The organism is Amycolatopsis rhabdoformis (assembly GCF_035918295.1).
Classification (GTDB): domain Bacteria; phylum Actinomycetota; class Actinomycetes; order Mycobacteriales; family Pseudonocardiaceae; genus Amycolatopsis; species Amycolatopsis rhabdoformis.
Genome location: NZ_CP142149.1, coordinates 6,254,575 through 6,277,539 on the forward strand (window position 1 = coordinate 6,254,575; position 22,965 = coordinate 6,277,539).

Annotated in this window: 20 protein-coding genes; 8 read left to right on the forward strand and 12 right to left on the reverse strand. The window is 71.0% G+C overall.

The annotated features are described in order from the left end of the window. The first annotated feature begins 53 nt into the window (after nt 1-53). Complete coding sequence (locus tag VSH64_RS28705; protein WP_326565843.1) at nt 54-2,024, forward strand: NPCBM/NEW2 domain-containing protein; 1,971 nt, start codon at nt 54-56, stop codon at nt 2,022-2,024. 66 nt (nt 2,025-2,090) lie between these two features. Here VSH64_RS28705 and VSH64_RS28710 read toward each other — a convergent pair whose 3' ends face one another. Genes VSH64_RS28710 through VSH64_RS28725 form a run of 4 tightly spaced genes read right to left on the reverse strand, consistent with a single transcriptional unit; the run spans nt 2,091 to nt 8,249 of the window. Beyond that, nucleotides 2,091-2,876, reverse strand: coding sequence for an SDR family NAD(P)-dependent oxidoreductase (locus VSH64_RS28710; protein ID WP_326565844.1), 786 nt, complete (start codon nt 2,874-2,876; stop codon nt 2,091-2,093). Nucleotides 2,877-2,881: 5 nt separating this feature from the next. Further along, entirely contained in the window at nt 2,882-4,567 is a 1,686-nt protein-coding gene (locus tag VSH64_RS28715) for a hydantoinase B/oxoprolinase family protein (protein WP_326838041.1), read from the reverse strand. Next, on the reverse strand, nt 4,561-6,618 hold the full coding sequence (locus VSH64_RS28720; RefSeq protein WP_326838042.1) for a hydantoinase/oxoprolinase family protein: 2,058 nt from the start codon (nt 6,616-6,618) through the stop codon (nt 4,561-4,563). Before VSH64_RS28720 ends, VSH64_RS28715 begins: the two co-directional genes overlap by 7 nt. Continuing rightward, nucleotides 6,618-8,249 (reverse strand): thiamine pyrophosphate-binding protein, encoded by a 1,632-nt coding sequence (locus VSH64_RS28725; RefSeq protein ID WP_326565845.1) that lies wholly within the window; start codon nt 8,247-8,249, stop codon nt 6,618-6,620. The genes VSH64_RS28720 and VSH64_RS28725 overlap by 1 nt, the downstream gene beginning before the upstream one ends. 163 nt (nt 8,250-8,412) lie before the next feature. On the opposite strand from VSH64_RS28725, the gene VSH64_RS28730 reads away from it, so the two are divergent. Continuing rightward, complete coding sequence (locus tag VSH64_RS28730; protein ID WP_326565846.1) at nt 8,413-9,783, forward strand: WS/DGAT/MGAT family O-acyltransferase; 1,371 nt, start codon at nt 8,413-8,415, stop codon at nt 9,781-9,783. Nucleotides 9,784-9,850: 67 nt separating this feature from the next. On the opposite strand, the gene VSH64_RS28735 is transcribed toward VSH64_RS28730, so the two are convergent. After that, a complete protein-coding gene (locus tag VSH64_RS28735; RefSeq protein WP_326565847.1) occupies nt 9,851-10,789 on the reverse strand; it encodes an aldo/keto reductase in 939 nt (312 codons plus the stop codon). Between the two features lie 143 nt (nt 10,790-10,932). Between VSH64_RS28735 and VSH64_RS28740 the strand changes: the two genes are divergently transcribed. After that, nucleotides 10,933-12,171, forward strand: a complete 1,239-nt coding sequence (locus VSH64_RS28740) for an MFS transporter (RefSeq protein WP_326838043.1) — start codon at nt 10,933-10,935, stop codon at nt 12,169-12,171. A gap of 35 nt (nt 12,172-12,206) precedes the next feature. Here the strand turns inward: VSH64_RS28740 and VSH64_RS28745 are convergent, their stop codons facing one another. The 4 genes from VSH64_RS28745 to VSH64_RS28760 form a co-directional block, all read right to left on the reverse strand. Next, on the reverse strand, nt 12,207-12,677 hold the full coding sequence (locus VSH64_RS28745) for a MaoC family dehydratase (protein WP_326565848.1): 471 nt from the start codon (nt 12,675-12,677) through the stop codon (nt 12,207-12,209). A gap of 94 nt (nt 12,678-12,771) precedes the next feature. After that, entirely contained in the window at nt 12,772-12,984 is a 213-nt protein-coding gene (locus VSH64_RS28750) for a hypothetical protein (protein ID WP_326565849.1), read from the reverse strand. A gap of 110 nt (nt 12,985-13,094) precedes the next feature. Further along, a complete protein-coding gene (locus VSH64_RS28755; protein ID WP_326565851.1) occupies nt 13,095-14,477 on the reverse strand; it encodes an amidase in 1,383 nt (460 codons plus the stop codon). Then, nucleotides 14,474-15,406 carry a D-2-hydroxyacid dehydrogenase gene (locus tag VSH64_RS28760; protein ID WP_407655690.1) on the reverse strand — a complete coding sequence of 311 codons (933 nt, stop codon included), beginning with the start codon at nt 15,404-15,406 and terminating at the stop codon, nt 14,474-14,476. Before VSH64_RS28760 ends, VSH64_RS28755 begins: the two co-directional genes overlap by 4 nt. A gap of 163 nt (nt 15,407-15,569) precedes the next feature. Between VSH64_RS28760 and VSH64_RS28765 the strand changes: the two genes are divergently transcribed. The 3 genes from VSH64_RS28765 to VSH64_RS28775 are packed head-to-tail and all read left to right on the forward strand — an operon-like array spanning nt 15,570 to nt 17,790. Then, nucleotides 15,570-16,310 (forward strand): maleate cis-trans isomerase family protein, encoded by a 741-nt coding sequence (locus tag VSH64_RS28765; RefSeq protein WP_326565853.1) that lies wholly within the window; start codon nt 15,570-15,572, stop codon nt 16,308-16,310. A 46-nt stretch (nt 16,311-16,356) separates the two neighbouring features. Then, nucleotides 16,357-17,091 (forward strand): maleate cis-trans isomerase family protein, encoded by a 735-nt coding sequence (locus VSH64_RS28770; protein ID WP_326565854.1) that lies wholly within the window; start codon nt 16,357-16,359, stop codon nt 17,089-17,091. Between the two features lie 9 nt (nt 17,092-17,100). Beyond that, nucleotides 17,101-17,790 (forward strand): GntR family transcriptional regulator, encoded by a 690-nt coding sequence (locus tag VSH64_RS28775; protein WP_326838044.1) that lies wholly within the window; start codon nt 17,101-17,103, stop codon nt 17,788-17,790. Between the two features lie 112 nt (nt 17,791-17,902). Here VSH64_RS28775 and VSH64_RS28780 read toward each other — a convergent pair whose 3' ends face one another. The 3 genes from VSH64_RS28780 to VSH64_RS28790 all read right to left on the reverse strand — a co-directional run bounded on the left by VSH64_RS28780 (nt 17,903) and on the right by VSH64_RS28790 (nt 20,973). Continuing rightward, a complete protein-coding gene (locus VSH64_RS28780) occupies nt 17,903-18,361 on the reverse strand; it encodes a DUF4262 domain-containing protein (protein ID WP_326565855.1) in 459 nt (152 codons plus the stop codon). A gap of 93 nt (nt 18,362-18,454) precedes the next feature. Beyond that, nucleotides 18,455-19,513: a tartrate dehydrogenase gene (locus VSH64_RS28785; RefSeq protein ID WP_326565856.1), complete on the reverse strand. Its 1,059-nt coding sequence runs from the start codon at nt 19,511-19,513 to the stop codon at nt 18,455-18,457. Next, entirely contained in the window at nt 19,510-20,973 is a 1,464-nt protein-coding gene (locus tag VSH64_RS28790) for an NAD-dependent succinate-semialdehyde dehydrogenase (RefSeq protein WP_326565857.1), read from the reverse strand. The genes VSH64_RS28785 and VSH64_RS28790 overlap by 4 nt, the downstream gene beginning before the upstream one ends. 112 nt (nt 20,974-21,085) lie before the next feature. Here VSH64_RS28790 and VSH64_RS28795 point away from each other — a divergent pair, with 112 nt between their 5' ends. Together VSH64_RS28795 and VSH64_RS28800 are read left to right on the forward strand one after the other, a co-directional pair. Continuing rightward, the gene (locus VSH64_RS28795; RefSeq protein WP_326565858.1) at nt 21,086-22,345 is read left to right on the forward strand and encodes an aspartate aminotransferase family protein; all 1,260 of its coding nucleotides are present in this window, start codon (nt 21,086-21,088) and stop codon (nt 22,343-22,345) included. A 3-nt stretch (nt 22,346-22,348) separates the two neighbouring features. After that, nucleotides 22,349-22,849: a DUF3830 family protein gene (locus tag VSH64_RS28800; protein ID WP_326565859.1), complete on the forward strand. Its 501-nt coding sequence runs from the start codon at nt 22,349-22,351 to the stop codon at nt 22,847-22,849. Nucleotides 22,850-22,965: the final 116 nt, after the last annotated feature.

Consider the following 22,965-nt stretch of genomic DNA (forward strand, 5'->3'; position numbering starts at 1 on the left):
GAGTGAGTATGTGGCGCTTTGAGTAGTTCTGTTGCGCACTCCGGGAGGAATTCATGCGTCGTCTTGTGGGTCTGCTGGCGGCCGCCTGCCTGACCACCGGCCTGGCCACCGCCCTCACCACGTCCGTCGCCGAAGCCGCGCCGGCTCCCCGATCGGCCCAGCAGGCGGCCGGTGCGCTGCCGCCGATGGGCTGGAACAGCTGGAACAAGTTCGGCTGCAACATCAACGAGGAGCTCATCCGCGAGACCGCCGACGCGATCGTCTCCAGCGGCCTCAAGGACGCCGGCTACCAGTACGTGAACATCGACGACTGCTGGGCCGAGCAGAACCGCAACGCCGAGGGCAAGTTCGAGCCCAACCACGAACGCTTCCCGAGCGGCATCAAGGCGCTGGCCGACTACGTGCACGCCAAGGGCCTCAAGCTCGGCATCTACACCAGCGCCGGCACCCAGACCTGCGCGAAGACCATGCCCGGGGCGCTGGACCACGAAGACGTCGACGCGCAGACCTTCGCCGACTGGGGCGTCGACTACCTCAAGTATGACAACTGCAACAACGAGGGCCGCCCCGCCATCGAGCGTTACACGAAGATGGGCGAGGCCATCAAGAAAACCGGCCGCTCGATGATCTACGCGCTGTGCGAGTGGGGCGAGAACCAGCCGTGGCTGTGGGGCAAGACCTCCGGCGCGCAGCTGTGGCGCACCACGGGCGACATCAGTGACAACTGGTCGAGCATGACCGGCATCCTCGACCAGCAGGTGGGCCTCGAGAAGTACTCCGGCCCCGGCGGCTGGAACGACCCCGACATGCTCGAGGTCGGCAACGGCGGCATGACCGACGCCGAGTACCGCGCGCACTTCGCGCTCTGGTCGCTGATGAACGCGCCGCTGCTGGCGGGCAACGACGTGCGCTCGATGCCGGCCGCGACGAAGCAGATCCTCGCGAACAAGGACATCGTCGCGCTCGACCAGGACTGGGCGGGCGTGCAGGGCCACAAGGTCCGCGACGACGGCGACACCGAGGTGTGGACCAAGCCGATGTCCGACGGTTCGGCCGCCGTGGTGCTGTTCAACCGCGGGATCTCCGCCGCGACGATGACCAGCAGCGCGAAGGACGTCGGCCTGTCCGGGCGCGACTACCGCGTGCGCGACCTGTGGACCGGCGCCGAAACCGAGAGCGCCGGCACGCTGCGCGCGACCGTGCCGAGCCACGGCGCCGCGGTGTTCCGCGTGTGGCCGGCGAAGTTCCCGGCCGCCGCGCCCGCGGCCACGCTGTCGCTCGACACAGGCTCGTACTTCCCCGCGGGCAAGCCGTTCACGGCCCAGCTGCGCCTCACCAACGACGGCAGCACCCCGCTCGCCGCGGCCCGCGTCACCGTGTCGGCGCCGGCGGGCTGGCAGCTCGACGGACGTGGTGACACGCTCGTGCCGGCCGTCGCTCCGGGCAAGTCCTGGGAAAAGTCGGTGACGGTGAAGCCCGTGAAGCCGGGCGCGCAGGTCGCGATGTCGGTGCAGGCTTCGTACTACACCGGCTGGGGCAAGCGGACGCTGTCGGCCAACGCGAGCGGACCGGTCGTGACCCCGTTCGCGTCAGGCGTCACGCCGATGTCGAAGGCACCGTTCCTGCTCACCGAAAACGGCTGGGGGCCGGTGGAACGCGGGACCAGCAACGGTGAGAACCAGGCCGGTGACGGCAACCCGATCACCATCAACGGCCAGGTTTACGCGGACGGTCTCGGTGCGCACGCGCCTTCGCTGGTGCGCTCCTACCTGGGTGGTGGGTGTCAGACGTTCCACGCGGTGGTCGGGCTCGATGACGAGTTCGCCACCGGGAGCGTCACCTTCGAGGTGCGTGGTGACGGGAAGACGCTGGCGTCGACCGGGGTCTTCCGCCACGGCTCTCCGGCGCAGACGCTGGATGTGCCGCTGGCCGGTGTGCAGGCGCTGGACCTCGTGGTGACCGACGGTGGCGACGGCAACAACACCGACCACGCCGACTGGGCCGACGCGGCGGTCACCTGCTGAGGACTTTTCCGAGGTGGCGTTCGGTGCGCTCAACGCACCGAATGCCACCTCGGAGTCAAAGCGGGCTCAGCGCACGCCGAGGTCGAAATCCAGGCTGTAGCGGTTCGCCGGCATCGCGCCCGCGGACTTGGCGCCGTCGATGGGCAGCACGGCGCCGTTGATGAAGCGGGATTCGTCGGTGGCCAGGAAGAGGATGGCCTTCGCGACCTCCACGGCCTCGCCGACGCGGGCGGCCGGGGTGCTGGCCACGAGCTGGTGCTGCTTGGCCTCGAAGTCGTCGGGCGAGGCGAGGGTGGACCGCAGCATGTCGGTGTCGATGGCGCCCGGGTTCACGGTGTTGGCGCGGATGCCCTGGTGCGCATGAGCCACGGCGAGGGACTTCGTGAGGCCCACCAGCGCGTGCTTCGTCGCGTTGTACACGGGGTCGCTCGGCCGGCCCATCACGCCGCCGTTGGACGACGTGGTGATGATGCTGCCCGCCTGCTGCGCCAGCATGTGCGGCAGCACGGCGCGGGTGCCGAGGAAGGCGGCGCGCACGTTGAGGGCGAAGATGTGGTCGAAGTCCGCCAGCGTGGTTTCGATGAGCGGCTTGGCCAGGTGCACGCCGACGTTGTTCACCAGCACGTCGATGCGCCCGGCGTCCTCGATCACGCCCGCGACGAAGTCGGCGACCTGCGTCTCGTCGGTGGCGTCGACCAGCGAGTGCCGGTAGCCGGGCACCTGCTCGGCCGGCTCGCGGATGTCGCTCGCGAACACCACGGCGCCCTCGGCCAGGAACTCCTTCACCGTGGCGAGCCCGATGCCCCGCGCACCACCGAAGATCACCGCGACCTTGCCGGCCAACCGACCCATGGCGTTCAGTCCCTCCCTCGAAGTTCGGCCACCTCGTAGTCCTCGGGCAGCCTGACCAGCGCTTCGGGCGCGCCGGTGTAGCGCACCACCACGCCGTAGACGGCCTCGGCCGCCTCGACGGAAACGTACCCCGCCACCACGTCGGCCAGCACGTCCGCCACCACGCGACGCCGGGGGTCGCCGTAGCCGCCGCCACCGGGCAGGACCACGTCGACCTCGGCACCGGGGTCCAGCGGCACGCGGCTCTTGGCCGGCAGGTCGCCGCCGCCGACCAACCCGAAGCGGCCGAGGCCACCGGCACCACCACCGTCCACACCGGACGCGGCGGCCCGCACCCGGTCGACGTTCCCGTTGACACTCCAGGAGATCCCGCCCAGCGCGGCCATCGTCGTGCGCTGGCCGAGCCCGCCGCGGTACTGCCCCGCGCCGCCGGAGTCCACACGCAGCTCGCGCACACCCTGCACCAGCGGCGCGCTCGTCTCGATCACCTCGGTGGGCGTGGAGCGCAGGCCGCTGGGAAAACCCGTGGTCGAGAGGCCGTCGCGGGCCACGCGCGCGCCCATGCCGCCCGTCTGGAAGACGGTGGACATGAAGTCGGCGCCGCGCCAGATCGTCATCCACAGCGCGTCGGCGCTCGGCGCGACCGGCGCTCCCGGCAGCGCCCCGATCAGCAACGACGGCAGGAAGTGCCCGATGAGGTGCCGCGACGCGACCGGCGCCGGCGCCACGCAGTTGAGCACCGAACCCTCGGGCGCTGTCACATGGACCGGCCGGAACGAGCCCGCGTTGTGCGGCACCTCCGGCGAAATCGCGGCCTTCACCGCGAACGACGCGTACGCCCGCGTGTAGTTCAGCACCACGTTGATCCCGCGCCGGCTCTGCGGCGACGACCCGGCGAAGTCCACGTGGATCTCGTCGCCCGCCACCGTCACGGCCACGCGCAGCACGATCGGCTCGTCGTCGAAGCCGTCGGTCACCAGCTCGTTGCGGTACACGCCGTCGGGCAACGCGGTGATCGCCTCGCGCAGCGCGCGTTCCGAGCGGTTCATGATCTCGGCGGCCACGTCGTCCAGCGAAGCCAGCCCGAACTCGGCCAGCAGCCGCACCAGGCTCACCGCGCCGACCTCGTTGCCGGCGACCTGCGCGTACAGGTCGCCGATGGTCTCCTCGGGCGTGCGGACGTTGGCGCGGATCAGCCGTTCCAGATCAGCGTTCACCTCGCCGGCCCGCAGGAACTTGAGGATCGGCAGCCGGAGGCCTTCTTCGAAGACCTCCGTGGCGTCCGCGGACACGAGCCGGCCGCCGATGTCCGGTGCGTGGCAGCAGGACGCGAACCACGCGACCAGCCGGCCGGCCGCGAACACCGGCGTGGCCACGGTGATGTCGTTGATCTGCCCGGCCGTCTGCCACGGATCGTTGGTGAGCAGCACGTCGCCGGGCTCGAGCGTGTCCGGCGGGTACTCGGCGACGAAGTGGCGCAGCCCGGTGGCCATCGCGTTGATGTGGCCCGGGGTGCCGCCGGTCGACTGGCCGATCATCTCGCCGCGCGAGTCGAACACGGCGCACGCGAGGTCGAGCGATTCGCGCACCACGGCGGAGAACGCGGTGTTGACCAGCGCGTTCTGTTGCTCGGCCAGGATCGAGTGCAGCCGGTTGCCGATGAGGCCCACGAGGATCGGGTCGGTCACCAGCTCACCTCCAGGCTCGCGTCGCCGCGCACCACACACTTCGCGCCGGGCAGCACGACCACGGTCGACTCGCGTTCCTGCACGATCGCGGGGCCGCTCACCTGGTCACCGGGCCGCAACCGGTACCGGTCGACCACCGCCGTGTCGACAAAACCACCGGCGAAGTACACCGGACGGCGCCCGGCATCCGCGCGGCCGGACCCGGTTTCGGTCAGCCGCAAGGAAACCTCGGGCACCGGCGCCGACGAGACCACTCGCCAGTTGAGCACCTCGACCGCCACCGGTGGCCCGCCGCGCCGGTACAACGCGCGGTAGCCGTCGGTGAAGTCCGCGACCAGCGCGTCGGGCCAGGACTCAGCGGTGGCCCGCATCGGCACGCGAATCTCGTAGCCCTGCCCGGCGTAACGCATCTCGGCGACCCGCGCGTGTGTCACGTCCGCACTGTCCACTCCGGACTCCCGCAGCAGCGCCGCACCCTCGGCCTCCATCTCGGCGAACCGCGCGTCGACCTCGGCCCACGACAGATCGAGCACGGTCGCGCGCGCCGAGCGCACGAAGTCGAACGCCAGCGGCGCGGTGAGAAACCCCAGCGCACTCAGCACTCCGGCCGCGGGCGGCGCCACCACGGTCGGCGCGCCCAAGGCCCGCGCCACCCCCGCACCGTGCACCGGGCCCGCGCCGCCGAAGGTGTACATCGGCAGCTTCGCCGGATCCTGGCCGCGCTCGACGGCGTGCACGCGCGCGGCGTTGGCCATGTCCTCGTTCACGCTCGTGTGGATGCCCCAGGCCGCCTCCTCCACGCTCACGCCCAGCGGCTCGGCGATCTTCGTGCGCACGGCCTCGCGCGCGGCTTCGACGTCGAGCGCCATGCCGCCGCCGAGGAAGTACGCGGGGTCGAGGTAACCGAGCAGCAGGTCGGCGTCGGTGACCGTGGGCTCGGTGCCACCACGGCCGTAACAGACCGGGCCCGGTTCCGACCCGGCCGAATCAGGCCCGACGGTGAGCAGCCCCAGCGAGTTCACGCGCGCGATCGAGCCACCGCCGACGCCGATCTCGATCATGTCGGTCACGGGCACCTTCACCGGCAGCCCCGAACCGGGCAGCAGCCGGTACTCGCGGCCGACCTCGAACTCGTGCGTGACCAGCGGCGCGCCGTCGGCGACCAGGCAGAGCTTCGCCGTGGTGCCGCCCATGTCGAACGCGAGCAGATCGCGTTCCCCGGCGCCGGCACCGAAGGCCGACGCGGCGAGCGCGCCGCCCGCCGGACCCGATTCGAGGATGCGGATCGGGTACCGGCCGGCGGTCTCGATCGTCGCGATTCCGCCGTGGGACAACATGATGTGCGGCGCGGGCCGCACACCCAGCTCGTGCAGCCGGCGCGCCAGATCCGCGAGGTAGCGCTCGGCGAGGTCCTGCACGTAGACGTTGGCGACCGTGGTCGACGTCCGCTCGAACTCGCGGATCTCGGGCACCACGTCCGACGACAACGCCACCCGCAGCCGCGGCGCCACGCGCGCGAGCACCTCGGCCGCGCGCCGCTCGTGCTCGGGATTGGTGAAGGAGTGCAGGAAACACACGGCGACGGCGTCGATGCCGCGCGCGTCGAGCTCGCGGCCCAGCCGGGCCACGAAGTCCTCGTCCAGTCGCATGTGGACGGTGCCGTCGGCCAGGACCCGCTCCGGCACGTCGAAGCGCAGGTAGCGCGGCACCAGCGGTTCGGGCAGCTCGAGGCGCAGGTCGTAGAGCTCGTAGCGGTGCTCGCGGCGCATCTCGAGCACGTCGCGGAACCCGGCCGTGGCGAGCAACGCGGTGCGCGCGCCCTTGCGTTCGATGAGCGCGTTGGTGACCAGCGTGGTGCCGTGCACGAGCTGCTCCACGGCACCGAAGTCGAGCCCGGCGCGCGTGAACACCTCGGTGAGGCCCTCGGCCACCGCGCGGGCCGGCTCGCCGGGAGTGGTGAGCACCTTCCCGACCGCGACGACCCCGGTCTCGCCGAGCACGCACAGGTCCGTGAACGTGCCGCCGATGTCGACGCCGACCCGCAGGCCGCTCATCAGCGCGGCTTCCGCGGCCACCGCGGCGAGGTGTTGACCGGCGGCTTCAGCTTCGCGCGCACCACCAGCACGTTGGGTTCGTCGGACTCGATGAACTCGCTCAGCAGCCGCCGGAACGCGCGCCCGAACCCGGACACGCGGTCGGCGTGGACCCCGAACGACCGGGCCAGGCCCACGAAGTCCGGGCTGTCCCAGTCGACGCCGCGGTGCGGCAGGCCTTCCTGGTCCTGGTCGTAGCGCAGCATGCCGTAACCGCCGTCGTCGACGACGACCACGGTGACCGGCAGCTGTTCCTCGGCGAGCGTGGCGAGGTCGCCCACGGCGTAGAGGAAACCGCCGTCGCCGGCCACGCACACGACGCGGCCGTTGCCGGACGCCGCGGCACCGAGCGACGCGGGGAAGCCGTAGCCGAGCGTGCCCCAGCCCATGGGATACGCGAGCTTGCGCGGCCCGCGCACCCGGTGGAAGCCGCCGATCCAGTAGCCGGCCACGCACATGTCGGTGACCAGCATCGACGGCTCCGGCAGCACTTCCTCCAAAGTGGACAGGAAGTCGGCCGCCTGCGGCTCCTCGGTGCGCACGCGCTGGCGCACGCGGCGGCCGATCGACGCGAGCCGCACGGTGAGCTCGTCGAGACCCGGGCGGCTCTCCGGCCGCAGGGACTCGATCACGCGGCGGGCGTCGCCGACCAACGTGATGTCCGGTTTGTAGTTCTTCGCGGCGTCGGCGGCGTCCACGTTCACGGCGATGAGCTTGCGCGGCGCGGGCATCAGCCAGTTCTGCGTCATCAGGCCGTCGAAGTCGGTGCCGATGGCGAGCACCACGTCGGCCTCGTCCCACAGCTCGCCGACCTCCGGCGCGTGCACCGGATTCGGGGCGAGGCAAGGGTGATCGAGCGGCAGCAGCCCGCGCGCGGCGAACGTGGTGATCACCGGGGCGGCCAGGCGCTCGGCCAGCTTGCCGATGGCTTCACCCGCTTCCGAGCGCAGCGCGCCGCCCCCGGCCCAGATCAGCGGGCGCCGGGCGTTGGCCAGCAGATCGGAGGCGCGGGCGAGGTCGGGCAGGTCGAGCACACGCTCGGCGAGCGGCTTCGGCGGCCCGCTCGGCGCCGTGACCTCCCGCAGGTAGTCGGTGGGGATGCCGAGGTACACCGGGCCCGTCTGCGGCATCAGCGCGAGGCGCGACGCGCGGTGCACGGTGGTGCCGATCTGGTCGGCGCGGTGCACCGTGAACCCGGCCTTGGTCACGGGCGCGAACATCGCCTGCTGGTCCGACGTTTCGTGCAGCACGCCGCGCACCACACCGGGCCGCTTGAGCGTGGACGGGATGTCGGTGGCGATCACGAGCACGGGCGCGGCCGAGGCCATCGCCTCGCCGACGGCGCCGAGCGTGTTGGCCGCGCCGGGCCCGGTCGTGACGAGCGCGACGCCGAGTTTCCCCGTGGCGCGGGCATAACCGTCGGCGGCATACCCGGCGGTCTGTTCGTGCCGGACACCGACGATCCGGATTCCCGTTTCCGCCAACGCCTCCCACAGCGGCAGGTTGTGCACACCGGGAAGCCCGAACACGACTTCGGTCCCGAGTGCCTTCAGCGCGTCGCCCAGATGCTGAGCACCAGTCCGTCCTGCCACGGAAGCCACTGTATCCACCGTGGGGAAACCACTGCACGGTCGACACCGGACACCGTTTGTCACCAGCGATTATGTGGTACTGGGCAGAGAACGGCGCTTCGTGCGTAGACTCAGGCTCCGGGGAGCGCCGATGCCCCCGGCGTGGCGGAAAGGTGGCCGGAAAATGCCGATGATGCCCGTGACCGACTCGATGTTCCTGGTGGTCGAGACCCGCGAACACCCCATGCACGTCGGCGGCCTGCAGCTCTTCCGGAAACCGGAGAACGCGGGCGAGAACTATCTCAGCGATCTTCGCCGCACCATGCTCGCCACCGACAACGTGCGCAGCGTGTTCCGGCGCCGGCCCAGTCGTCCCGTGAACACCGCCGGGTACGTGCGCTGGGCCGCCGAGGACAACCTCGAGCTCGACTACCACTTCCGCCACTCCGCGCTGCCGCAACCCGGCCGCATCCGCGAACTGCTCGAGGCCACGTCGCGCTGGCACAGCACGCTGCTCGACCGCCATCGGCCGCTGTGGGAGATCCACCTCATCGAGGGCCTGCAGGACGGCCGGTTCGCGATGTACTCGAAGATCCACCACTCGCTGATGGACGGCGTCTCGGCGCTGCGCCACCTGCAGGGCACGCTCTCGGACGACCCGAACGACCTCGACTGCCCGCCGCCGTGGGGCAGCCGCAGCAACGGCACCAACGGCAACGGCCACGCCCAGCCGTCGCTGTTCAGCCTCGCGGGCAAGACGTTCGACCAGGTCGCGGGCATCGCCCCGGCCGCCGCGAAGGTGGCGCGCGAGGCGTTCCGCGAACACACGCTCACGCTGCCGATGCAGGCCCCGAAGACCATGTTGAACGTGCCCATCGGCGGCGCCCGCCGCTTCGCCGCGCAGTCGTGGTCGCTCGACCGCGTGCGCGCCGTCGCGACCGCCGCCGGCGTCTCCCGCAACGACGTGGTGCTCGCCATGTGCTCCGGCGCCCTGCGCGACTACCTCATCGAACAGAGCGCCCTGCCCGACGCGCCGCTCGTCGCGATGGTGCCCGTGTCGCTGCGCCGCAAAGCCGAAGGCGGCGAGGCCAGCGGCAACAACATCGGCGCCTTGCTGTGCAACCTCGGCACCGACCTGGCCGACCCGGCCCTGCGCCTCTCGGCCATCCACACGTCGATGACGAACGGCAAGAAGCTCTTCTCCTCGCTCACGCCCCTGCAGACGCTCCTGCTGTCCGGCGTCAACGTGGCGCAGCTGGGCGTCTCACCGATCCCGGGCGTCGTGAACAACACGCGCCCGCCGTTCAACCTGGTGATCTCCAACGTCCCGGGCCCGCGCAAGCAGATGTACTGGAACGGCGCCGCCCTCGACGGCATTTACCCCGCCTCGGTCCTCCTCGACGGCCAGGCCCTCAACATCACCCTCACCAGCAACGGCGACAACCTCGACTTCGGCATCACCGGGTGCCGCCGCAGCGTGCCCCACCTGCAGCGCATCCTCACGCACCTGGACACGGCGCTGGCGGAGCTGGAAGGCGCGGTGGGGATCAAGTAGGGACCCTGCCCCCCGGCCGGCTGGATCACGGTCGTGCCGGCGCGCCGACGTCGAGTTCCGCCCCGGCTCAGGCGATGCCCTCCGGGCTCGCGCCGCCGACCTGCACCGCGTCCGCCGTGATCCGCTCGATCTCCGCGAGGTCGTCCGCCGTCAGGTCGAGGTCGGCCGCCGCCGTGCTGTCGGCGATGTGGGCGGGCTTGCGGGCGCCGACGATGGCGACGTGGACGCCGGGCTGGGCGAGCGTCCAGGCGATGGCGAGGCGGCTCACCGAGGTGCCGCGCTCGGCGGCGAAGGCGGCGAGCTTGTCCACGATCGCCAGGTTGTGGCGCAGGTTCTCGCCTTGGAAGGCCGACGACTTCGAGCGCCAGTCGGACTCCTCGAAGACCGAGTCGGCGGTGAAGGTGCCGGTGAGCAGGCCGCTGCCGAGCGGGCTGTAGGCGAGCACGCCGACGTTGTGCTCGCGTGCGTAGGGCAGCGGGTCGGTCTCGATGCCGCGGCGGAAGAGGTGGTACGGCGGCTGCAGGGTTTCCACCGGCCGCGTCTCGTCGAAGGCGGCGAGCTGCGCGGCGGTGTAGTTGGACACGCCGATGTGGCGCACCTTGCCCGCGTCGACGAAGCTCTGCAGCGTCTGCGCCACCTCGGCCGCCGGCGTTTCGGGGTCGGGCCAGTGGATCTGGTAGAGGTCGAGGTGGTCAACGCCGAGCAGGCGCAGGCTGGCGTCCACGCCCTGGGTGAGCCAGTCGCGGCGCGAATCGCGAGCGCGTTCGGCGCGGGGTTTCGTGCCGCCCTTGGTCGCGATGATCACGCTGTCGCGGGCGTGGTCGAGTTCACCGCGCAGCGCTTTGCCGAGCAGCGCTTCGGACTTGCCGCCGCCGTAAGCCTGTGCGGTGTCGAACAGGGTCACGCCGAGCTCGCGCGCGTGGCGGATCGCCGCGATCGCCGTGTCCTCGTCGAAGGCACCCCACTGCCCGCCGAGCTGCCACGTGCCGAAGGCGATCCTCGACACTTCGAGACCGCTCCTGCCCAGAATCGTCGTCCGCATGATCCTCAGCAGAACACATCGGCCACGGCCCGCGCACCACACCTGTGGCGGGCGTCCCGGCCAGCGGATATCGACTTGTGCCGCGTGTGCCGTTGATCGGATACTCGCTGAACGTGAGCCTTCTCGAGCCCTTGCGCGGTCGTAGTTTCCGCGCACTCGCCACCGGCCGGACCCTCGCCACCTTCGCCAACGCCGTCGCTCCCGTAGCTCTCGCGTTCGCCGTACTGGACCTCACCGGGTCGGCTGTGGACCTCGGGCTCGTGGTGGGGGTGCGCTCGATCGCGAACGTCGCACTGGTGCTGTTCGGCGGGGTACTGGCCGATCGGCTGCCACGCTCGGTGATCATGCAGGGCACCGAAGCGGCCGCGGCGATCACGCAGGGTGCGCTCGCCGTGAGTGTCCTTTGTGGATTCGCGTCGATCCCGTTCCTCGTCGGGCTCAGCGCGGTGAACGGCGCCGTGGCTGCGATCTCGCTTCCCGCCGCGGCCGCCATCACGCCCCAGACCGTTTCGCGCGACCAGCTGAACCAGGCCAACGCCCTGATCCGCCTGCTCACCAACACCGGCCGCGTCGCCGGCGCGGGGGCCGCGGGGATCGTGGTGGCCGTGGCCGGCTCGGGCTGGGCGGTCGCGGTGAACGCGTTGCTGTTCCTCGCCGCCGCCCTCGCCTACCGCGGCATCCGCCTCCCGCGCGGCGCCCGCGTCGAGGCGAGCCACCCGATCGCCGACCTCATCGCGGGCTGGCACGAGTTCCGCTCGCGCACGTGGGTGTGGATCGTGGTGGTGCAGTTCGCGTTCGTCAACGCCGCCGGCCTCGGCACCCTCGTCGTGATCGGCCCGGTCGTCGCCGACGAGACGTTCGGCCGCACCGGCTGGGGCCTCGCCCTCGCGATCGAGACGATCGGCTCCATCTTCGGCGGCCTCATCGCGGCCCGTTGGCAACCTCGGCGGGCGCTGTTCGTCGGCGTGCTGCTGGTGGCGACCGAGGCGCTGCCGATGTTCAGCCTGGGCCTGTGGCCCGCGCTGGTGCCGTTGATGGTGACGATGGTCCTGGCCGGCCTCACGATGGAGCAGTTCAGCGTCGTGTGGGACGTCGCCCTGCAGGAGAACATCCCCGAGGATCGCCTCGCCCGCGTGTACTCCTACGACGTGCTGGGGTCCCTCGCGGCCATGCCGATCGGCCAGATCGCGGCGGGGCCGCTGGTCGAGCACCTGGGCCGCGAGCCCGTGTTGGTGGGTTGCGGCGTGTTGATCGTGGTGGCGACTTTGCTCGCGTTGTCCAGCCGGCAGGTGCGCGGGCTGGTGCGCGAGAGGCCGATTGTGGCAGGCGCCCGGCCGACCGACTGACCCCCGGCCCGACCGACTGACCCCCGGCGAAACGGCTATTTCGGGCGGACGGCCATGAAGTTGACGGCGTGCGCGCTCATCACGACCTCGTCGTCGGCGTTGAAGACCTCCAGGAACGTGCGCATCAGGCCGCGGTCCGGCTTCGACTTCGACAGCCGCGCTTCCTCGATCGTCGCGCGCACGCGCAGCTTGTCGCCGGGGCGGACGGGGCGCGGCCAGCGCACGTCGTCCATGCCGGGGCTGCCGAGGCTCGACACCGACGACAGGAAGTGGTCCACGAACATCCGCATCATCACGCCCGCCGTGTGCCAGCCGCTCGCGACCAGTCCGCCGAACGGGCCGTGCTCGGCCGCGGCCACATCGGTGTGGAAGCTCTGCGGGTCAAAGCGGCGCGCGTACTCGAGGATCTCCGCTTCGGTCACCACGGCCTCGCCGAACTCGTACACCGCACCCTGCGGGTAGTCCTCGAACCAGCGGTCGTCGATCGGCGTCGTGAACTCGGTCATGGCTCGCAGCTAACCACAGCGCCCGGCGCCGGCCCTCGGCCACCGGCGGCACTTCCGGCCCGCGAATCCCGGCCGGATGGGCCGGTTCGCGGGGTCAGCGCCCGGGTGATCGCGGCTCCGGCGCCACGTCGCGGTGGCCGTCGAGCTTCCACCAGCTCTCGAGCGTCTGCCGCAGCGCCTTGAGCAGCTCGCCGCCCGTTTCGAGCGGCACCAGCGCCGCGGGGCCGTCGTCGATGCGGAGGGCGGCCGAAAGACGGTCGTCGTGCTCGATGAGGCCCACGATCACGCGGGTGGGTTGGCCGGTCATGTCGACTGTGGGGATCGCCTGTTCATAGCGCCAGCCCGTGGAATGCACGCGGGAGACCCTGACACAGTTTCCGGTGCTCGCGGCGGGAGTTCACCCCAACGTGCGTCGCCTCAGCGCACCACCCAGGGCCGCACTTCTTCCAGCAGCTTGGCCACGGCCAGCACCAGATCGTCGGAGTGACGCGGGCCCACGATCTGCAGTCCCACGGGCAAACCGGACGCCGTGCGCCCGGCCGGCACGCTGATCGCCGGCTGCTGCGTCATGTTGAACGGGTAGGTGAACGGCGTCCACTCCGGCCACTCGCTCAGCCCGCTGCCCGGCGGCACGTCGTGCCCGGCCTCGAACGGCGGGATCGGGATGGTGGGGGTGATCAGCACGTCGTAGCGCGTGTGGAACTCGCCCATGCGGATGCCGAGCGCCGCGCGCGCCGCGGTGGCGTCGAGGTAGTCGCTCGCGCTGTAGGTCTTGCCCTGCTCCCACACGCGGCGCAGGCCCGGGTCCACCCGGTCCTCGCTGCCCGGCGGGAACGAGTCGAGCATCTTCGCCGCGCCCGTGGACCACAGCACGTCGAACGCCGGCTTCGGGTCCTCGAACCCCGGGTCGGCCTGCTCGATCTGCAGCCCCGCGTCGTCGAGCGACTTCACCGCCGCGGCGACGATCGCCGCCACCTCCGGGTCCACGTCCACGTAGCCCAGCGTCGGCGAGAACGCCGCGATCAGCCCGCGCACGTCGCGCCGCACGGCCTCGCGGAAGGTGGACACCGGCGGCGCGAGCGCGGCCGGGTCGCGCGGGTCGGCCGTGGCGATCACGTCGAGCAGCAGCGCGGTGTCGTCCACGCTGCGCGCCATCGGGCCGGCGTGCGACAGCGGCCCGAACGGGCTCGCCGGGAACAACGGGATCCGCCCGTGCGTGGGCTTCAGGCCGACGATCCCGCAGAACGACGCGGGAATCCGCACCGAGCCACCGCCGTCGGTGCCCACCGACAGCGCGCCCATGTCGGCCGCGACGGCCGCGGCACTGCCCCCGCTCGACCCGCCCGCGGTCATCGCCGGGTTCACCGGGTTGCGCGTGATGCCGACGAGTTCGCTGTCGGTCACGCCCTTCCACGCGATCTCCGGCGTGGTCGTCTTGCCCAGCACCACCAGGCCGGCTTCGCGCATGCGCGCCATCACCGGGCTGTCGACGTCCCACGGCTGATCGGCCGGGATGCTCGTGGAGCCGCGCCGCGTGGGCCAGCCCGCGGTGAGGAACATGTCCTTGATCGACGACGGCACCCCGTCGAGCCAGCCGATCGGGTTGCCGTCGCGCCAGCGGATCTCGGCCGCCTTCGCCTGCTCCAGCGCGCGGTCGGCGTCGACGAGGCAGAACGCGTTGAGGTCACCGTCGCGGTCCTCGATGGCCTGCAGCGCGTCCTCGGTCGCCTCCACCGGCGAAAGCTCCCCGGTGGCGTAGGCGGCGACCAGTTCGCTGGCGGTCAGTTCCCGGTGGCTCATCCGGCTGCTCCCTGAGATTCCGACGGCACGTATCCGAGCCGTTTGTCCACGACGTTGTGCAACGGCTCCCCGGCCACCCAACGGCGGAAGTTCGCCGCGAACACCTCTACCAGGGTGGCGCGCCAGCCCACGAAGTCACCCGACATGTGCGGCGACAGCAGCACGTCCGGCATCGTCCAGAGTGGACTGTCGGACGGCAGCGGCTCGGTGTCGAACACGTCCAGCGCCGCCCCGGCGATCTCGCCGGCCCGCAACGCCGCCACCAGGTCCGACGTCACCACCAGCTCACCGCGGCCCACGTTCACGAACCGGGCGGAGGGCTTCATCGCCGCGAACGCCGCCGCGTCGAACATCCCCTTCGTCTGCTCCGTGAGCGGCGCGACGGCCACCACGTAGTCGAACGCCGGCAGGTGCTTGGCGAGCTCGGCCGAGTCGTGCACGTCGCCGAAATCGGGATCGCCCGTGCGCGGCCGCCGCCCGGCCCCGGACACGCGCAACCCGGCCGCGCGCAGCAGCCGCGCGATCGAGCGCCCGATCGGCCCCGTGCCCACCACCAGCACCTCCCGCCCGGCGACGCGCTCGGTCTCGCGGTGCAGCCACGTGCCGGCGCGCTGCAGGTCCAGCGACCGCGCGAAGTCCTTGGCGAACGCCAGCACCACGCCCAGCACGTACTCGGCGATGGCGTCGTCGAACACCCCGCGCGAGTTCGTGAGCACCACGTCGCTCTCGATCAGGCCCGGGAACAGCACCGGATCGACGCCCGCGCTCGCGATGTGCAGCCAGCGCAGGTCGCCGGCCGCGTGCCAGGCACCGGGCACGGCCGTGGAGAGGAAGTCGTAGACGAACAGGCCCTGGGCCCCGGTCAGCGCTTCGGGTAGTCCTCGCGCGTCGGTGTAACGAACCACCGCCGCCGCTTCGATAGCGGCCATGTCCGGTGGCGGAGCCGACCCGCACAGCACCGCCAGTACGGGAAATTCCGAGGCGATCACGTTGACACCGTAAAAGTGGCTCGTATGATTGTCAACAATCCGAGGAACGACCCCCGGAGCACCGGACGTGTCATTTGCACCGGCGTATTCCGGAGGCTGAGCCTTGGATCTGGACTTCCTCGCGTTCGAAGGGCCACTGGCCCAGCGCGGCATCGGCGTGATCGCGCCGTTCGACCTCGCCCTCGAGCGCGAACTCTGGCGGTGGGTGCCCATGGAGGTCTCCCTCCACCTCGCCCGCACGCCGTACGAACCCGTGCCCGTGAGCATGGAGATGGCGCAGCTCGTGAGCGACAGCCGCCACCTCGCCGCCGCGACGCGCGACGTGCTGCACGTGGAGCCCGAGGTGGTCGCCTACCTCTGCACGTCGGGCAGCTTCGTGAACGGCATCGGCTACGAACGCTCCCTCACCAAGGCGATCTGCGACGCGGGCGCGCCCGACGCGGTGACCACCTCGGGGGCGCTGGCCGAGGTGCTGCAGCAGCTCGACCTGCACCGGATCTCGGTGCTCACCCCTTACGACGCCGACCTCACCGGCAAACTCCACGACTTCCTCGCCGAACTCGGCGTGACCACGGTGTCGAGCGACCACCTCGGCCTCGGCGGCGGCATCTGGAAGGTCAGCTACCGCACCATCGCCGAGCGCATCCTCGCCGCCGACCACTCCGACGCCGAAGCGATCTTCGTCAGCTGCACCAACCTCCCCACGTTCGACTTGATCGAGCCCCTCGAGACCGCGCTCGGCAAGCCCGTGCTCACCGCCAACCAGCTGACGATGTGGGCCTGTCTGCGCCGCATGCACCTGCCGATCGTGGGCCCGGGCAAGTGGCTGCGGGAGGTCTCTTGACGCGTCTGTCTAAGATTGTCGACAATCTGCGTATCCCGGAGGTTTCGTGACCACGATCGGCTTCATCTACCCCGACCACGCGGCCGAGGACGACTACCCGCTCGCCGAGCAGCTGCTCGGCGGGTCGGACGCCGACGAAGGCGACATCCGGCTGCCGGTCGAGCACATCTACGGCACCGACCTGCACGCCGTGCCCGAGCTGCTCGACCTCGGCAGCGAGGCCCGCCTCGCCGACGGCGCCGCCCTGCTCGCCAAGCACGAGCCCGACGCCGTGATCTGGGCCTGCACGTCCGGCAGCTTCGTGTACGGCTGGGACGGCGCGCGCGACCAGGCCGACCGCCTCGCCGCGGTGGCCGGGGTCCCGGCCTCGAGCACGTCGTTCGCCTTCGTGCACGCGGCGCAAGCCCTCGGCGTGAAGCGGGTCGCGGTCGCCGCGAGCTACCCCGACGACGTGGCGCGCCTGTTCGTGGAGTTCCTCGCCGCCGGCGGCATCGAGGTGCTGACCATGGCCAGCGCGGGCATCGACACCGCCGCCGAGGTCGGCCAGCTGGAGCCCGAAGCCGTGGTGCGCCTGGCCGTGGAGAACAACCACCCCGATGCCGACGCCGTGCTCGTGCCCGACACGGCGATGCGCACGCTCGGCGAGATCAACGCCATCGAGTTCGCGCTCGGCAAGCCCGTGCTCACGGCCAACCAGGTCACGGTCTGGGAAGGCCTGCGGCTCACCGGCACCACGCGCCTGGTGCGCTCGCTCGGCGCGCTGTTCCGGGTGAGGAGCTGAGCCGTGGTCGTGTTGCCCGACATCGAACCCGTGAGCCGGGAGTCGACCGCCGCCGTGATCGCGCGCCAGCTGCGCGACGCGATCATGACCGGCGCGCTGCCTCCCGGCACCCAGCTCGGCGAGACCGACCTCGCCTCCCGCTTCCAGGTCTCGCGCGGCCCGCTGCGCGAGGCCATGCAGCACCTCGTGTCCGAGGGCCTGCTGCGCAGCGAACGCCACCGCGGCCTGTTCGTGATCGACCTCGAACCCGACGACGTGTTCGACATCTACCTGGCACGCTCGGCCGTGGAACGCGCCGCGCTGCTCTGCGCCCTTCGCGGTGACCGCGAACGCATCGCGGTGACCCTGGAGCAGTCCGTGGCCGCCATGGCCATCGCGGCGAACGACGACGACCCCACCGCGCTCTCGACCGCGGACCTCGCCTTCCACGAAGCCCTGATCGACGCGTCCGGCAGCAAACGCCTCGTGCGCATGGCCCGCACCCTCCTCATCGAGACGCGCATGTGCCTGACGCTGCTGCAAAGCACCTACCAGGGCGTGGAAGACCGCGTGGACGAACACACGCGCATCATCGACGCGCTGCGCACCGGCGACGCGGATGCCGCCCTGCGCCTGCTCGACGCCCACATGGACGACGCGATCGGCCGCCTGGTGCCGGGCACGAGCCTGACCGAAGGCGAGGCTCCGGCGCCGGCGTGAGAACGGTGCGGTGACGACACCCGAGGCCAGAACACCCGAGCGCAGGACACCCGAGCTCAGGACCCGACGGAGTCGAGGCAAGAAAGCGGCGAGAAGACCACCCCGCGTGCCCTCAGCCATCGGCCCGCGTCCCCAGGACCGGCTGCCCGCCCCGACCGTCGCGATAGGACGGTGACCACGGGAACAACCCGGCTTCGTCGGCGTGCACGAGTTGCAGCGCCCGGACGTCCGGGCCGTACAACGACACCGCGATCGACAGGTGCGTCGAGGGCGAAGTGAGCTCCACGACCTCGACGGAAGGCAATCCGCGCAAGGAAAACAGCTCGCCGGGGTGCGGTGGACCCGACGCGAAGGAGCGGTCGGCCAGGGCGCTCAGCAGCAGGATGGCCGGGTGGGGCGGCAGGCCGGTGACCACCAGCTCCGGCAGCCCGTGGGCGGTGAGCCCGACGCTGTACGCCCAGGGCGGCCGGGAACCCGTTCCCAGCACACCCTGGACGCACCAGCCGTACTCCTCGATCCGGTCGAGGATCTCCGCCAGGTAGCGCGGTCTGTCCTCACACTGCTCGCACATCGGTAGTCCCCCTCGCGACACAAACCCTCGTGAACCCGGCCGGCGGGTGCCGATCGGTCGAGGAGAAGTGAAGCGGGGAGCACCGACGAAAAATCAGCGGAGCGCTTCGGCCACCGCCGTGCCGAGGCGAGTTGTGGTAGCGGTGCCGCCGAGGTCGGGGGTGAGCTCGGCGCCCGCCGTGAGCACCTCGTCGACGGACGTGCGGATCGCTTGCGCGGCAACGGGTTCGCCCAGGTGTTCGAGCAGCATCGCCCCCGCCAGGATCTGGGCCACCGGGTTGGCGATGCCCTGGCCGGCGATGTCCGGAGCGCTCCCGTGGACCGCTTCGAACATCGACGGGAACTCACCCGATGGGTTGATGTTTCCGGACGGTGCCATGCCCAGTCCGCCGGTGATGGCGGCCGCCAGGTCGCTCAGGATGTCGCCGAAGAGGTTCGACCCCACCACCACGTCGAGGCGGTCCGGTGCCTGCACCATACGCGCCGCGAGCGCGTCCACGTGCATCTGTCCACTTTCGACGTCCGGGTACTTCGCCGCGACCTCGGCGAAGATCTCGTCCCAGAACGGCATCGAGTGGATGAGGCCGTTGGACTTCGTCGCCGACGTCACGCGAGAAGAACGCGTGCGCGCCAACTCGAAGGCGTAGCGGATGATCCGCTCCACGCCGACCCGCGTGAACACCGATTCCTGCAGCACGAACTCGTCCGGCCGCCCCGAGTTGTGCCGGCCGCCGATCGCCGAGTACTCGCCCTCGGAGTTCTCGCGGACGATCACCATCTCCAGCTCGTCGGCCGAACGGCCCGACAGCACCGACGAGGTGCCCGGCAGCAGCCGCACCGGCCGCAGGTTCACGTACTGCTGGAACGCGCGTCGCAGCGGGATCAGCAGGCCCCACAACGAAACGTGGTCCGGCACGCCCGGGAACCCGACCGCGCCCAGGAGGATCCCGTCGAACGCGGCCAGCTGCGCCACGCCGTCGTCCGGCATCATCGCGCCGGTCTTGCTGTAGCGCTCGCAGCTCCAGTCGAACTCGGTCCACCGCAGCGAAAACCCGTGCCCGGCCGCGGCCCGGTCCAGGACCTTGCGCGCCTCCACCGTGACGTCGACGCCGATCCCGTCGCCCGGGATGCTCGCGATGCGGTACTCGCTCACAGGCTCACCGCGATGTACTTGGTCTCCAGGAACTCGTCGATGCCCACTGAACCGCCTTCACGCCCGAGCCCCGACTGCTTCACGCCGCCGAACGGCGCCGCCGGGTTCGACACGATGCCCTGGTTCAGCCCGATCATCCCCGCCTCGAGCCGCTCCGACACCCGCAGCGCGCGCTTCACGTCGCTGGTGAACACGTACGACACCAGGCCGTACTCCGTGTCGTTGGCCTTCGCGATCGCCTCGTCCTCAGTGTCGAACGTCGTGATCGGCGCGACCGGCCCGAAGATCTCCTCCGACGCCATCCGCGCGTCCACCGGCACGTCAGTGAGCACCGTGGCCTGGTAGAAGTGACCCGGCCCGTCGACGGTCGCGCCGCCGGTGAGCACCCGTGCGCCACGGTCGGTGGCGTCCTTGACCAGCTCGGTCACCTTGCGCACGGCCGCCTCGTCGATCAGCGGGCCTACCACCACGCCGGCTTCGGTGCCGCGGCCCATCGCCAGCGCCTGCATGCGCTCGGTCAGCCGGCGCGAGAACTCCTCGGCCACGCCGCGCTGCACGTAGAACCGGTTGGCCGCGGTGCACGCTTCGCCGATGTTGCGCATCTTCGCCTGCATCGCGCCTTCCACGGCGGCGTCGAGGTCCGCGTCGTCGAAGACCAGGAACGGCGCGTTGCCACCCAGCTCCATCGACGTGCGCAGCACCTTTTCCGCACACTGCTCCAGCAACTTGCGGCCCACGGCGGTGGAGCCGGTGAACGACAGCTTGCGCGCGCGGCCGTCGCGGATCAGCGGCTCCATCACGCCGCCCGCGTCGGAGGTCGTGACCACGTTCAGCACGCCTTCGGGCAGCCCCGCCTCGGCGAGGATCGCCGCCAGCGCCAGCATCGACAGCGGTGTCTGCTCGGCGGGCTTGATCACCATCGTGCAGCCGGCCGCGATGGCCGGGCCGATCTTGCGCGTGCCCATGGCCATCGGGAAGTTCCACGGGGTGATCAGCAGCGTCGGGCCCACCGGCTGCTTGGTGATCAGGAAGCGGCCGACCCCGTTGGGCGCCACCGCGTAACCACCGTCGATGCGCACCGCTTCTTCGGCGAACCAGCGGAAGAACTCGGCGGCGTAGGTGATCTCGCCGGCCGCCTCGGCCAGTGGCTTGCCCATCTCCAGCGTCATCAGCAACGCCAGCTCGTCGCGGCGTTCGAGCAGCTTGTCGTAGGCCCGGCGGAGGATTTCGCCTCGCTCACGCGGCGCGACGGCGGCCCAGCTCGCCTGCGCGGCGACGGCCGCGTCGAGCGCCGCCATGCCGTCTTCGGGGCCCGCGTCGGCCACCTCGCACAGAGCGGCACCGGTGGACGGGTCCTGCACCTCGAAGGTCTTCCCGCTCTTCGCGGGCACCCACTTGCCGCCGACGAAGAGTTCCTTGTCGACCGCGCCGACGACGCCGGCTTCACTGATCGCGCTCATCCAGCTTGCTCCTCCGTGTTGTCCCGAGGCCATGCTATGGATATTGTCAACAATCGACAACCGCTCGCGGAGCTTTCCCGAGCAACCTCACACCAAGAACCAGGAGCGCCGCATGGCCGAGCTTTCCCCGCTGCTCAAGCAGGCAACTCCCGTCGTGGTCGACCACGGTGAAGGGGTGTACCTCTACGACGTCGACGGGAAACGTCACCTCGACTTCACCGCGGGGATCGGCGTGACCAGTACCGGCCACTGTCACCCGCGCGTGGTCGAGGCCGCGCGCGACCAGATCGGCAAGCTGATCCACGGCCAGTACACGACCGTGATGCACAAGCCGTTGCTGGAGCTCACGAAGCGCCTCGGCGAGGTGCTGCCGACGGGCCTCGACTCGCTCTTCTACGCCAACTCCGGCAGCGAAGCCGTCGAAGCCGCGCTGCGCCTGGCGCGCCAGGCGACCCAGCGCCCCAACGTGATCGTGTTCCAGGGCGGCTTCCACGGCCGCACGGTCGCGGCCGCCACCATGACCACCTCGGGCACCCGGTTCAGCACCGGCATCGGCCCGCTCATGGGCGGCGTGCACGTGGCCCCGTTCCCCTACGCCTACCACTACGGCTGGGACGAGCAGACCGCCACGAAGTTCGCGCTGCGCGAGCTCGACTACCTGTTCCAGACCGTGTCCGCGCCGAGCGAGACGGCCGCGTTCTTCGTCGAGCCGATCCTCGGCGAGGGCGGTTACGTGCCGGCCAACAGCGAGTTCCTGGCCGGCCTGCGCGAGCGCGCCGACCGGCACGGAATCGTGCTCGTGCTCGACGAGGTGCAGGCCGGGTTCGGCCGCACCGGCAAGTTCTGGGGCCACGACCACTTCGGCATCACGCCCGACGTGGTGCTCATCGCGAAGGGTCTCGCGAGCGGCTTCCCCCTGTCGGGTATCGCCGCTTCACAGGAGCTGATGGCGAAGGCGTACCCCGGTTCGCAGGGCGGAACGTACGGCGGCAACGCGGTTTCCTGCGCCGCGGCGGTCGCGACGCTCGACGTGATCCGCGACGAGAAGCTGGTGGAGAACGCCGCCGAACGCGGCCGCCAGCTGCTCGAAGGCGCGCGGCTGATCGCGGACAAGACGCCGGCGATCGGCGAGGTCCGCGGCCTCGGCCTGCTCGTGGGCACCGAGTTCACCGCCGCCGACGGCACCCCGGACACCGCGACCGCCGCAGCCGCCCAGCAGACGGCCGCGAAGAACGGCCTGCTGCTGCTCACCTGCGGCGCTTACTCGAACGTGGTGCGCATGGTGCCGCCGCTCGTCGTGAACGCCGAGCAGGTGGACGACGCACTGAAGATCTGGGGCGACGTGGTCGCCTCCGTCACCGCGGGGAGCTGAGGAATGGCGCGCTACATCACGATCACGCTCGACAAGCGCGGCGTCTCCTGCCGCGCGCGGCTGCTCGACGCCGAGGCGCCGCGCACCTGCCAGGCCGTGTGGGACGCGCTGCCGCAGAGCGGCTCGGCCTACCACGCCAAGTACGCGCGCAACGAGGTCTACACGCTCGTACCGCCGTTCGCGAACCCCAAGCCGGGCCGCGAAAACCCGACGATTACGCCGATCCCCGGCGACGTCGTGTACTTCGGCTTCGAGGCGTGGGAGATCGGCAACCCCGCGTACGGCTACGACGACGGCAGCGAGGCCCACGGCGACCAGGGCGCCACGGACCTCGCGATCTTCTACGGGCGCAACAACCTGCTGATCAACGGCGACGCCGGCTGGGTGCCGGGCAACGTGTTCGCCACGATCGAAGACGGCCTCGCCGACATGGCGGCGGCCGCGCAGGACCTGTGGCTGCGGGGCGTCGAAGGCGAGACGCTCACCTACGCCCGCGCCGAGTAGACCGAGCAGGCAAGGGGCGAGGGCCTCCGCGTCCGGTGTCCGGTCGGACGCGGAGGCCCCGCAATCCCCCCAGCTCGGTTGGTTCAGTCGACCACGTCGGCTTGGTTCGCCGGGTC